Origin of the sequence: Streptomyces sp. NPDC051452 (assembly GCF_044454765.1) — a bacterium.
Classification (GTDB): Bacteria; Actinomycetota; Actinomycetes; order Streptomycetales; family Streptomycetaceae; genus Streptomyces.
In genome coordinates, this window is sequence record NZ_JBITEB010000020.1 from 156618 (window position 1) to 168826 (window position 12209).

At 70.3% G+C, this 12209-nt stretch carries 10 protein-coding genes; 2 read left to right on the plus strand and 8 right to left on the minus strand.

What is annotated here, in order from left to right:
* Nucleotides 1–52 precede the first annotated feature (52 nt).
* On the minus strand, nucleotides 53–1045 hold the full coding sequence (locus ACIBA9_RS33860) for a PAC2 family protein (protein ID WP_399369083.1): 993 nt from the start codon (nucleotides 1043–1045) through the stop codon (nucleotides 53–55).
* Nucleotides 1046–1314: 269 nt separating this feature from the next.
* Between ACIBA9_RS33860 and mtnA the strand changes: the two genes are divergently transcribed.
* Nucleotides 1315–2346, plus strand: a complete 1032-nt coding sequence (gene mtnA, locus ACIBA9_RS33865) for an S-methyl-5-thioribose-1-phosphate isomerase (RefSeq protein ID WP_399369085.1) — start codon at nucleotides 1315–1317, stop codon at nucleotides 2344–2346.
* Between the two features lie 267 nt (nucleotides 2347–2613).
* Here mtnA and mtnB read toward each other — a convergent pair whose 3' ends face one another.
* The 7 genes from mtnB to ACIBA9_RS33900 form a co-directional block, all read right to left on the minus strand.
* A complete protein-coding gene (gene mtnB / locus ACIBA9_RS33870) occupies nucleotides 2614–3222 on the minus strand; it encodes a methylthioribulose 1-phosphate dehydratase (protein WP_399369087.1) in 609 nt (202 codons plus the stop codon).
* Complete coding sequence (mtnC, locus tag ACIBA9_RS33875; protein WP_399369089.1) at nucleotides 3219–3938, minus strand: acireductone synthase; 720 nt, start codon at nucleotides 3936–3938, stop codon at nucleotides 3219–3221. Before mtnC ends, mtnB begins: the two co-directional genes overlap by 4 nt.
* Nucleotides 3935–4534 (minus strand): 1,2-dihydroxy-3-keto-5-methylthiopentene dioxygenase, encoded by a 600-nt coding sequence (locus tag ACIBA9_RS33880; RefSeq protein ID WP_399369091.1) that lies wholly within the window; start codon nucleotides 4532–4534, stop codon nucleotides 3935–3937. Before ACIBA9_RS33880 ends, mtnC begins: the two co-directional genes overlap by 4 nt.
* 159 nt (nucleotides 4535–4693) lie before the next feature.
* Nucleotides 4694–6310 (minus strand): glycerol-3-phosphate dehydrogenase/oxidase, encoded by a 1617-nt coding sequence (locus ACIBA9_RS33885; RefSeq protein WP_362160883.1) that lies wholly within the window; start codon nucleotides 6308–6310, stop codon nucleotides 4694–4696.
* Nucleotides 6311–6350: 40 nt separating this feature from the next.
* The gene (gene glpK, locus ACIBA9_RS33890) at nucleotides 6351–7889 is read right to left on the minus strand and encodes a glycerol kinase GlpK (protein WP_399369093.1); all 1539 of its coding nucleotides are present in this window, start codon (nucleotides 7887–7889) and stop codon (nucleotides 6351–6353) included.
* Between the two features lie 77 nt (nucleotides 7890–7966).
* Nucleotides 7967–8761, minus strand: a complete 795-nt coding sequence (locus tag ACIBA9_RS33895) for an MIP/aquaporin family protein (protein WP_399369095.1) — start codon at nucleotides 8759–8761, stop codon at nucleotides 7967–7969.
* A 359-nt stretch (nucleotides 8762–9120) separates the two neighbouring features.
* The gene (locus tag ACIBA9_RS33900) at nucleotides 9121–9885 is read right to left on the minus strand and encodes an IclR family transcriptional regulator (protein ID WP_399369097.1); all 765 of its coding nucleotides are present in this window, start codon (nucleotides 9883–9885) and stop codon (nucleotides 9121–9123) included.
* Between the two features lie 333 nt (nucleotides 9886–10218).
* Between ACIBA9_RS33900 and ACIBA9_RS33905 the strand changes: the two genes are divergently transcribed.
* Nucleotides 10219–12209: homocysteine S-methyltransferase family protein (locus tag ACIBA9_RS33905; RefSeq protein ID WP_399369099.1), on the plus strand; the 1991-nt coding region annotated here is incomplete at its 3' end.

The window sequence follows — 12209 nt, forward strand, 5'->3', positions numbered from 1 at the left end:
GCTCCGAACGGCCGAAGGGCGGTACGCGTCCCGCGTACCGCGCCCTTCGGCCTCACTCCTCGGAGGTGTCGCCCTCGTCCCCGTCGTCGCTCTCGGCGGCGCCGGGCCTGGGCGGCTTCGGCGGCCGCCCCTTACCGCTCGGGTTGTCCCGCAGGAAGGAACCGCCCTCCCCGCCGTCCGCCGTCGCGTGACCGCCCGGCGGGCCCACGTCCCGACGGCGCAGATACCGCTCGAACTCGCGGGCGATCGCCTCACCCGACGCCTCCGGCAGCTCGGCGGTGTCCCGGGCCTCCTCCAGCGTCTGGACGTACTCGGCGACCTCGCTGTCCTCGGCGGCCAGCTGATCCACCCCCACCTGCCAGGCACGCGCGTCCTCGGGCAGCTCCCCCTGCGGAATCCGCAGGTCCAGCAGGTCCTCCAGACGGTTCAGCAGCGCCAGGGTGGCCTTCGGATTGGGCGGCTGGGAGACGTAGTGCGGCACGGCCGCCCACAGCGACACCGCCGGGACACCGGCGTGCGCGCACGCCTCCTGCAGGACGCCGACGATGCCCGTCGGCCCCTCGTACTTGGTCTCCTCCAGGTCCATCCGCTGTGCCAGGTCCGCGTCGGACGTCACCCCGCTGACCGGCACCGGACGCGTGTGCGGGGTGTCACCGAGCAGGGCGCCCAGCACCACCACCAGCTCCACACCCAGCTCGTGCGCGAAGCCCAGCAGCTCGTTGCAGAACGAGCGCCAGCGCATCGACGGCTCGATACCGCGCACCAGCACCAGATCGCGGGGCTTCTCGCCGCCGACGCGGACGACCGACAACCGGGTCGTCGGCCATGTGATCTTGCGCACGCCGCCGTCCATGAACACCGTGGGGCGGTTCACCTGGAAGTCGTAGTAGTCCTCGGCGTCCAGCGCCGCGAACACCTCGCCCTTCCACTCGCGTTCCAGATGCGCGACCGCCGTGGAGGCGGCGTCGCCGGCATCGTTCCAGCCCTCGAACGCGGCCACCATGACTGGGTCGATCAGCTCGGGAACCCCCTCCAGCTCGATCACCCAGTGCCTCCTTCCGACGTGCCCTCGCCTGACTCACCAACCTTACGGCGTCCGGCGGGGGCGTCCGCAGCCCCCTCACACGGGCCGGTGAACGGATCACTGCCCCGTTCACCACCGACGAACACCCCCGGCCCACCGCGAGTGGCCGCCCGCCCGTACCGCGTCCATGCGTCGTCCCGTTCCCGAGACCCACGCCGTCCCCTCGAACTAGGGTGCTGCACGGTCGTGTTCGGTGTCGGACGTCATCGCAACGGCAGGAGTGGCACGTCATGCCCCAGGAACTGCGCGCCGTCCACTGGACGGGCAGCGGCCTCGCTCTGATCGACCAGACGCGCCTGCCGCACCGCACCGAAACCGTGGACGTCCGCGATGTCGACACCCTGGTCGACGCCATCCGGCGGCTCGTGGTGCGCGGCGCGCCCGCGATAGGCGCCGCAGGCGGCTACGGCGTCGCGCTCGCGCTGCTCCAAGGCGAGCGGGAGGGATGGACCGACGGCGAAGTCCTCCGGGCGATCTCCCGCATCCGCGGCGCACGGCCCACCGCCGTCAACCTCATGGTCAGCGTCGACCGGGTCGCCGCGCGCCTGCCGCACGGCCTCACAGCGGTCCTGGCGGAGGCGGCCGCGATCCAGCGCGAGGACGTCGAGGCCAACCGCTCGATGGGCGCGTACGGCGCCGACTGGCTGATCGAACGCGTCGCCGTGGACCGCCCGCTGCGCGTCCTGACCCACTGCAACACCGGCGCACTCGCGACGGCCGGGTGGGGTACGGCGCTCGGCGTCATCCGGGAACTGCACGCGCGCGGACGGCTGGAGATCGTGTACGCCGACGAGACCCGCCCACTGCTCCAGGGTTCGCGGCTCACCGCCTGGGAGTTGACGCAGGAGGGCATACCGCACTACGTCCAGGCCGATGGCGCCGCCGCCGGCACGATCCTGCGGGGCGCCGTCGACGCGGCGATCGTGGGCGCCGACCGCATCGCGGCCAACGGAGACACCGCCAACAAGGTCGGCACGGTGGGAGTGGCCCTGGCCTGCTCCTACGCCCGGATCCCCTTCCTGGTGGCCGCCCCCACGACCACGGTCGACCTCTCCACGGCCACCGGCGACGACATCCACATCGAACTCAGGGACCAGACCGAGGTGCTGGAATGGGGCGGCCTGCGAACGGCCCCCGCCGGATCACCGGGCCACAACCCGGCGTTCGACGTCACCCCCGGACGCCTGGTGACGGGCCTGGTCACGGAGCGCGGCGTACTCGAGGTGTCGACGGGGGAACTGCCGGGACAGCGGCTGCGCTAGGTCCTGTCTGACAATTCGCGTCTGCCGCGCGACGCCATGCACGCTCCCCCAGCCTTCGGCCGGGGGGACCCCCACTCGCCGCACCGGCCCCAGACCCGAGTACGTCCAGTACGAGGGCCTGGGGCCGGCACTCCCCCAGCCTCCGGCCGGGGGGACCCCCAGAGCACGCACCTGACGCCGCGCGGCCGCCCTTCGGGCGACGACGCGAATTGTCAGACAGGACCTAGGGCCTTCCTCCCAAGGCCCCAGCCGCCGTCACCGTCGCCCCTACCCTTCCGCGAGCGTCAACTCCAGCAGCCACTCGACCACTTCGGTGTGGTGCCGGGCCTGCCGCGGATCGGCGCCCCAGACATACAGTCCGTGCCCGGCGACCACCACCGCCGGCATCCGGGGATCCCGGGCGGCCGCCAGCCGGTCGCCAAGCTCCGTCATGTCCTGGCTGTTGGCGACGACGGGCAGCTTCACCTCGACGCCGTGGGCCGGCTGCCCGATGCCCTTGAGCATCTCCAGATCCCGGAACACGATCCCGCCGGGCTCCCGGCGGCCCATGGCCACGGACGCCACGGTGTGCACGTGCACCACCGCGCCTGCGCCCGTCAGCGCCGCCACGCGGGCGTGCAATTGGGCCTCCGCCGACGGCCTGCCGCCCCGCACGGCGGCACCCCGCTCGTCCACCAGCACCACGTCGTCCGGTCCCAGCTCCCCCTTGTCGTGACCGCTCGCGGTGACCGCGAGCCGCAGCGGATCCCGCGACAGCACCACGGACAGGTTCCCCGAGGTGCCCCGCATCCATCCGAAGGCGGCGAACCGGGCCGCCTCCGCGGCGAGGACCGCCCCCGCCTCCTTCAGGTCGAGCGCGCCGACATCGGCGGTCATCCGGCGACCCTCCCCACGGTGATCTCGTCGAACGTCCTCACCTCGGGGTGGTCACCGACGCCCCCCGCCTCGTACGGTTCCCCGGGCCGCCGTACCCCGACGGTCCGCCAGCCCGCCTCCCGGGCCGCGTCCAGCTCACCGGGCCGGTCGGAGAGGAACAGCAGCCGCTTCGGCGCCACCCCGGTCGCCGCGGCGATACGGCGATACGACTCCGGCTCCCGCTTGGGCCCCGCGTTGTCCGTGTCGTACAGACCGCCGAGCAGCGGCAGCAGATCGCCCCACGGGGTCGAGGAGAACCACGCCCGCTGCGCCGCCACCGAACCGGACGAGTACACATGCAGCCCCAGGCCCGCCGCGTGCCAGGACCGCAGCGCCGGCACCACGTCGTCGAAGAAGTGCGCGACCAGGTCGCCGCACGCGAAACCCTCCGCCCACACGATGCCCTGAAGGGTCTTCAGCGGGGTCGCCTTGCGGTCCTCGTCGAGCCAGGCGTTCAGTGTCTTCTCGATCCGTACGGCGTCGGCGTCCGGCTCGCCCGTCAGCTCCCGCACCTGGGCCACCGCCCGCGCCACCGCGGGCTCGGCGGCGCGTTCGGTGAGCAACGCCGCGAACCGGGAGCGGGAGTACGGGTAGAGCACGTCCACCACGAAGCCGGTGGCGCTCGTGGTGCCCTCGATGTCGAGCACCACCGCGTCCACGTCGAAGCACGCGCTCACGCGGCTCCCTCGTCCCGCGCGTACCCGGCGGCGACGGTGTCGTAGTCCGGGAAGCGGGCGGCTATGTCGGAGCCGGTGAAGTTGCCGATCCAGCCGTCCTCCTCGTGGAAGAAGCGGATCGCGGTGAACGACGGCCTCGTGCCCATGTCGAACCAGTGCGTGGTGCCGCGCGGCACACCCAGCAGGTCCCCCTTCTCGCAGAGGACGGCGTGCACCTCGCCGTCCGCGTGCAGATAGAAGATGCCGGAGCCGGAGACGAAGAATCGGACCTCGTCATCGTCGTCGTGCGTGTGCTCCCGCAGAAACCTCTCACGGGCCGCCTTCGCCCTCACCGGATACTCGGGGTCGTCACCGGGGTGCAGGCCGAGCACGTCGACGGTGGTGAAGCCCTCCTCGGCGGTCAGCCGGTCGATCTCCGGCCCGTACGCCGTGAACACCGTCTCGCTGTCGGCGTCGAACGGCACCTCCTCGCGGACCGGCCAGCGCTCGTAGCGCACACCGAGCGGCTTGAGGGCGGCGGCGATCTCGGCGGGGTCCGAGGTGCGGCGGACCACGGTCCCGGGACCGGACTCCGGCCAGGTCGTCAACAAGGTCATGGCAGCGACTCCAGGGGACTGGAAGGAAAGCCGGATACCGAGACAAGCACCCGAGGGTCGGCGACGGAAGAGGGCCTCGGGCCCGGATCCCGGCCCGGGCATGCGAAAGGGGCGGCTCCCTCGGTGGGAGCCGCCCCTGTCGAAACCGCCGGGGCGGGACTACTTCTTGTCGAGCAGGTCCTGGACCTTGGCCCGGACCTCGTCCGTGGCCAGGCCCCGGATCGTCAGCGTCGTGCGGCGGCGCAGCACGTCGTCCTGGGTCTCGGCCCACTCGTGGTCACGCGCCCAGACGACCTGCGCCCAGATCTCCGGCGCGTCCGGGTGGACGCGCTCGGCCAGCTCCGGGCTCTCGTTCGCCAGTCGCGCGATGTCGAAGGCCAGCGAGCCGTAGTGGGTCGCCAGATGCCTGGCGGTGTCGGCGGCCATCCGCGGACCGGGCGCCGGATAGTCCACCAGGAGACGGTGCGCGACCGCGCGCGGGTTCGCGACACCCGGCAGCGGAAGCTTCTTCGGCAGCGAGGAGATCGGCTCGAAGTCGTCACCGAGCGGATGACCGGGCAGCTGCTCCAGCTTTTGCATCACCGTGCGGCCGATGTGCCGGAAGGTCGTCCACTTGCCGCCCGCGACGGACAGCATGCCGCCCTTGCCCTCGGTGACGACGGTCTCGCGCTTGGCCTTCGCCGTGTCGCCGGGACCGCCCGGCAGCACCCGAAGACCGGCGAAGGCGTACGTGATCAGGTCACGCCGCAGCTGCTGGTCCCGGACCGAGAACGCGGCCTCGTCGAGTATCTGGGCTATGTCCTGGTCGTTGACCGACACGTCCCCCGGGTCGCCCTCGTACTCCTCGTCGGTGGTGCCGAGCAGCAGCATGTCCTCCCACGGGAGGGCGAACGTGATGCGGTACTTGTCGATCGGGGTCGCCAGCGCGGCCTTCCACGGCGAGGTGCGCTTGAGCACCAGGTGCGCGCCCTTGGACAGCCGGATCGACGGCGCCGCGCCCGGGTCCTCCATCCGGCGCAGGTGGTCCACCCACGGACCGGTCGCGTTCAGGACGAGACGGGCGTTCACCCCGAACTCGTCGCCGCTCGTCCCGTCCCGCAGATCCGCACCGGTCACCCGGCCCCGGGTGAAGCGCAGACCGGTGACCTCGGCGTGGTTCAGCACGACCGCGCCCGCCTCGACGGCCGCGCGGACCGTCATCAGCGCCATGCGCGCGTCGTTCATCTGGTCGTCGCCGTACACGGCCACGGCCTTCAGGTTCTCGGTGCGCAGCTCCGGCACGTCCTGCGCCGCCTTCGCCGGCGACAGCAGATGACCGACGCCGTCACCGAAGGCGGAGAGCGCGGAGTAGGCGAAGACGCCCGCGCCGAGCTTCGCCGCGCCGTGCGGCCCGCCCTTGTACACGGGGAGGTAGAACGTGAGCGGGTTCGCCAGGTGGGGGGCCACCTGACGGGAGACCGCACGGCGCTCGAAGTGGTTCTCCGCCACCAGCTTCACCGCGCCGGTCTGCAGGTAGCGCAGACCGCCGTGGAGCAGCTTGGAGGAGGCGGAGGAGGTGGCACCGGCGAAGTCGCCGGCGTCGACCAGCGCCACCCTGAGCCCGGACTGCGCGGCGTGCCAGGCGGTGGAGATACCCAGGATGCCGCCGCCGATCACAAGAAGGTCGTACGACGCCTTGGAGAGCTGCTCCCTGGTCTCGGCCCGGCTCGGGTTGGAGCCGGAGGCCGGGTGCGTCCCCAGGGCAGGCACGGACTGCAGGGTGGACTGACTGGTCATGTTTGGTACTTACTCCTCGTCAGAGCTGTAGGAGTTCAGCTCAGCTCTCGTCCTCGATCCAGCCCATGGTCCGGTCGACGGCCTTGAGCCAGCTCTTGTACTCACGGTCGCGGGTCTCCGCGTCCATGTGGGGGGTCCACTCGGCGGCCCGGCGCCAGTTGGCGCGCAACTCGTCGGTGCTGGACCAGAAGCCGACGGCCAGACCGGCGGCGTAGGCGGCGCCGAGGCAGGTGGTCTCGGCGACCATCGGGCGCACCACCGGTGCGTCCAGAACGTCGGCGAGGGTCTGCATCAGCAGGTTGTTGGAGGTCATGCCGCCGTCGACCTTCAGGGTCACCAGCTCGTCGCCGGAGTCCTTGACCATGGCGTCGGCGATCTCCCGCGTCTGCCAGGCGGTGGCTTCCAGGACGGCGCGCGCCAGGTGCGCCTTGGTCACGTACCGGGTCAGGCCGGCGATCACACCACGGGCGTCGGAGCGCCAGTGCGGGGCGAACAGACCGGAGAAGGCCGGCACGAAGTAGGCGCCGCCGTTGTCCTCCACCGAGAGCGCGAGCGTCTCGATCTCGGCGGCGGTGGAGATCAGGCCCATCTGGTCGCGCATCCACTGCACCAGCGAGCCGGTGACGGCGATGGACCCCTCAAGGGCGAACACCGTCGGCTGGTCACCGATCTTGTAGCCGACGGTGGTCAGCAGACCGGCGTAGGAGTTGATGATCTTGGAGCCGGTGTTCATCACCATGAAGGTGCCGGTTCCGTACGTCGACTTGGTCTCGCCCTCGGAGAAACAGGTCTGGCCGAACAGGGCCGCCTGCTGGTCACCGAGCGCCGAGGCGACCGGGATGCCGCCCAGCAGTTCACCGAGCTTGCCGCCGGTGACCTCGCCGTACACCTCGGCGGAGGAGCGGATCTCGGGCAGGATCTGCATCGGCACGCCGATCGACTCGGCGATCTTCTCGTCCCACCGCATCGTGTGCAGGTTCATGAGCATGGTGCGCGAGGCGTTGGTGACGTCGGTGACGTGCTTGCCGCCGTTGGCGCCGCCGGTCAGGTTCCAGATGACCCAGCTGTCCATGGTGCCGAAGAGGATGTCGCCCGCCTCGGCGCGCTCCTTGAGGCCGTCGACGTTGTCGAGCAGCCAGCGGGCCTTGGGCCCGGCGAAGTAGGACGCCAGCGGCAGACCGGTCTCGCGGCGGAAGCGGTCCTGGCCGACGTTGCGGCCCAGCTCCCGGCAGAGGGCGTCGGTGCGGGTGTCCTGCCAGACGATGGCGTTGTGGACGGGCTCACCGGTGTTCTTGTCCCACAGCACGGTCGTCTCGCGCTGATTGGTGATACCGATGGCCTTGATGTCGTCGCGGGTGATGCCGGCCTTCTCGACGGCCCCGGCGACGACTTCCTGGACGTTGGTCCAGATCTCGTTGGCGTTGTGCTCGACCCAGCCCGGCTTGGGGAAGATCTGCTCGTGCTCCTTCTGGTCGACGGAGACGATCCGGCCGTCCCGGTCGAACACGATGCAGCGCGAGGAGGTGGTGCCCTGGTCGATCGCCGCGATGAACGGGCCTGCGGTGTGGGCGTCGGTCACTGTGTGCTCCTGAAGATCCGTGGTGATGGGCTGTACGTACGGCGCGTGCGCGAAGTCTCGGTGTTTCCCTGGGCTTCTCAGGCGAATGCGACGTTGTAGATGCCTGCGGCGATGGCGCCGCCGATCAGCGGACCGACCACCGGGATCCAGGCGTAGCTCCAGTCGGAACCGCCCTTGTTGGGCAGGGGCAGCAGGGCGTGCACGATACGCGGGCCGAGGTCACGGGCCGGGTTGATCGCGTAGCCCGTGGGGCCGCCGAGCGAGAGACCGATCGACACGACCACGAGCGCGGTGATCAGGCCGCCCATGATGCCGAGGCCGTTGCCCTTGTCGTTCAGGCCCTGGGTGAGGACCGCGAGGATCAGGACCACCGTGCCGATGATCTCCGTGGCCAGGTTCTGCACCACGTTCCGGATCTCCGGGCCCGTGGAGAAGATGCCGAGGACCGGGCCGGCGGCCTGCTCCTGGGCCTCGACGGCCTTGGCCGCGGTGTCCTGGGCGCCCGGACCGCCGACGATCTCCTTGTCGGTCAGGTGCGCGTGGAACTGGCCGTAGTACGCCACCCACACCAGGGTCGCGCCGATCATCGCGCCGAGCAGCTGGCCGCCGAGATAGGTCGGGACGTTCGTCCAGTCGCCGTCCTTGATGGCGAGGGCGACGGTGACCGCGGGGTTGAGGTGGGCACCGGAGAGCGGGCCGGAGATGTAGACGGCCGTCAGGACCGCGAAACCCCACCCGAAGGCGATGGCGAGCCAGCCGGCGTTACGGGCCTTGGAGGCCTTGAGCGTCACGGCGGCGCAGACGCCGCCGCCGAGCAGGATGAGTATGGCGGTACCGATGGTCTCGCCGATGAAGATGTCGGAGCTGGACACCCGCGACTCCTTTGTCCTTCGTCCAGGGGATAGCCGAACCCCGGGTCCCGCCGGGGGTCTGGTGCCCTCGGGGGTGAGAGCGATGTTCCGGCCTCTGGCGTTGTCACACTCTAGCGCGTATTGCCGGTAGGTGTTCGACAATGCCGACCGATGGACGGGAGTCTTGCTTCGGCGTTACGCGTGCGTCAAGAGTTCTGTTATCGAAAGCAGGATCGTTATTGATCGCTGTCGGTTATCGCTCTTCATGCGCTGACGTACCTTCTCACCCTTTATGTCCATTTCAGGGTAGGGCGAGAACCGGAACGCCGCCCGGCGTCCCGGTCCTTCCCTCGAGGGGCCCCGCACCCGGAGCCCGGTGCTCAGAAGCGGCCCGCGCCCAGGTCCCTGGAGACGGCACGGGCGCAGTCCCGCACCGCGGCGATCAGCTCGGGACGCAGCTCGCCCTCCCGGCACAGCCGCTCCACGGCGCCCGTGATCCCGACCGCGCCCACCGGCATACGGCGCCGGTCGTGGATGGGCGCGGCGATCGACGCCACCCCCTCCCAGGTCTCCTCGACATCGGCCGCGTAGCCACGCGCGCGCGTGATGTCCAGCAGGTGCTCGAAGTCGCCGGCGCCGCACACCGTGCGGTCCGTGAAGGGCTTGCGTTCGGTGTCCAGCGCCTCGCTGTGCGCCACCGGGTCGTACGCCGACAGCACCTTGCCGAGCGCCGTGGAGTGCAGCGGCTGCATCGCCCCGATCTCCAGCACCTGCCGGCTGTCGTCGGGCCGGAAGACGTGGTGCACGATCAGTACGCCCTGCTGGTGCAGAACACCCAGGTGCACGCTCTCCCCGCTGGAGCGGGCCAGGTCGTCGGTCCACACCAGGGCCCGCGCCCGCAGCTCGTGCACATCCAGATAGGTGGTGCCCAGCCGCAGCAGCTCCGCGCCCAGCTGATAGCGCCCGGAGGCGTCGTCCTGCTCCACGAACCCCTCCTGCTGGAGGGTGCGCAGGATGCCGTGGGCGGTGCCCTTGGCCAGGCCCAGCGACGAGGCGATGTCCGACAGGCCGAGCCGTCGCTCGCCGCCCGCGAGCAGCCGCAGCATCGCGGCCGCCCGTTCGAGCGACTGGATGTTCCGTGCCATCGCCGTCCTGCCTCCGTCCCCTTCGACTCGCCGACGAACGCCGGTCGACGCCGTCCGCCGGTGTCGACCGCAGTCGTACACCCGTCGTACGTCTCGCTAACCCTCGTTCGGCAATGTCGAACACTACCGGTCCATGTCGACCGCCCGCCAATGATCGGTCGACTCCTGTTACATCCCAGGTGACCTCGGCGCGGCGCGAGCGCCGTCCGAGTCCGCCCTGTGGACGTCGCTGCCCATCCAAGCCGACTCCCGGTTAGTCTGGCGCCGTGCGGCATACCCGCTTGTCAGGGAAACCGCATAGCCGACAGCCGTCGCACTCCAGGGAGCCCCTTCATGGCCTCGTCGCCAACGTCCCCTTCCGCCGACATCCGGACCCGTGTGTCCGCGCTTCGTGAGGCGCTCGCCACCCGTGTGGTGGTGGCCGATGGAGCGATGGGCACGATGCTCCAGGCGCAGGAGCCGACCCTTGATGACTTCCAGCAGCTGGAGGGCTGCAACGAGGTTTTGAACGTGACGCGTCCCGACATCGTGCGTTCGGTGCACGAGGCGTACTTCGCGGTGGGCGTGGACTGTGTGGAGACGAACACGTTCGGGGCGAACCACTCGGCGTTGGGTGAGTACGACATCCCCGAGCGGGTGTTCGAGTTGTCGGAGACGGGTGCGCGGGTGGCCCGTGAGGTCGCGGACGAGTTCACCGGCCGGGACGGCCGGCCGCGCTGGGTGCTGGGCTCGATCGGTCCGGGCACGAAGCTGCCCACTCTGGGACACGCCCCCTACACCACTTTGCGTGACGCGTATCAGCGCAATGCCGAGGGTCTGGTCACCGGTGGCGCGGACGCGCTGCTCGTGGAGACCACCCAGGACCTGCTGCAGACCAAGGCGGCGGTGCTGGGTGCCCGCCGTGGCCTGGACGCCCTCGGCCTCGACGTGCCGGTCATCGTGTCGGTGACCGTGGAGACGACGGGCACGATGCTGCTGGGCTCCGAGATCGGTGCGGCGCTGACCGCGCTGGAACCTCTCGGCATCGACATGATCGGCCTGAACTGCGCCACCGGCCCGGCGGAGATGAGCGAGCATCTGCGCTACCTCGCCCGCAACGCGCGCGTGCCGCTGTCCTGCATGCCCAATGCGGGTCTGCCGGTCCTGGGCAAGAACGGCGCCCACTACCCGCTGACCGCGCCCGAGCTGGCCGACGCCCAGGAGACGTTCGTCCGCGAGTACGGTCTCTCGCTCATCGGCGGTTGTTGCGGTACGACGCCGGAGCATCTGCGGCAGGTGGTCGAACGGGTCCGGGGTGTGGTGCCGGGCGTGCGTGATCCGCGTCCGGAGGCGGGTGCCGCCTCGTTGTATCAGTCTGTTCCGTTCCGGCAGGACACCTCGTATCTGGCGATCGGTGAGCGGACGAACGCCAATGGTTCGAAGAAGTTCCGGGAGGCCATGCTGGAGGGCCGCTGGGACGACTGTGTGGAGATGGCGCGCGAGCAGATCCGTGAGGGTGCCCATCTGCTCGATCTGTGTGTGGATTATGTCGGCCGGGACGGGGTGGCCGACATGGAGGAGCTGGCGGGTCGTTTCGCCACCGCTTCGACCCTGCCGATCGTGCTGGACTCCACGGAGGTCGACGTCATCCGGGCGGGTCTGGAGAAGCTCGGCGGCCGGGCGGTGATCAACTCGGTGAACTACGAGGACGGTGACGGTCCGGACTCGCGGTTTGCGAAGGTGACGGGGCTGGCGCGGGAGCACGGTGCCGCGTTGATCGCGCTGACCATCGACGAGGAGGGTCAGGCCCGTACGCCGGAGAAGAAGGTGGAGATCGCCGAGCGGCTGATCGAGGATCTGACGGGGAACTGGGGCATCCGTGAGGAGGACATCCTCGTCGACACCCTGACCTTCACGATCTGCACGGGTCAGGAGGAGTCCCGTGGGGACGGGGTGGCCACCATCGAGGCGATCCGTGAGCTGAAGCGGCGGCATCCGGCCGTGCAGACCACGCTGGGCTTGTCGAACATCTCCTTCGGTCTGAATCCGGCCGCCCGGATCCTGCTGAACTCCGTCTTCCTGGACGAGTGTGTCAAGGCGGGTCTGGATTCGGCGATCGTGCATGCCTCCAAGATCCTGCCGATCGCCCGGTTCAGCGAGGAGGAGGTGGCCACGGCGCTGGATCTGATCTACGACCGTCGTGCGGAGGGTTACGACCCGCTGCAGAAGCTGATGGCGCTGTTCGAGGGTGCGACGGCGAAGTCGCTGAAGGCGGGCAAGGCCGAGGAGCTGGCGGCGCTGCCGCTGGAGGAGCGGCTGAAGCGGCGGATCATCGACGGTGAGAA

Bases quoted from the DNA above. Each gene is read 5' to 3' on its own strand.
- mtnA (WP_399369085.1), top strand. From the start codon at position 1,315: ATGCCCCAGGAACTGCGCGCCGTCCACTGGACGGGCAGCGGCCTCGCT.
- mtnB (WP_399369087.1), bottom strand. From the start codon at position 3,222: ATGACCGCCGATGTCGGCGCGCTCGACCTGAAGGAGGCGGGGGCGGTC.
- ACIBA9_RS33880 (WP_399369091.1), bottom strand. From the start codon at position 4,534: ATGACCTTGTTGACGACCTGGCCGGAGTCCGGTCCCGGGACCGTGGTC.
- ACIBA9_RS33885 (WP_362160883.1), bottom strand. From the start codon at position 6,310: ATGACCAGTCAGTCCACCCTGCAGTCCGTGCCTGCCCTGGGGACGCAC.
- ACIBA9_RS33900 (WP_399369097.1), bottom strand. From the start codon at position 9,885: ATGGCACGGAACATCCAGTCGCTCGAACGGGCGGCCGCGATGCTGCGG.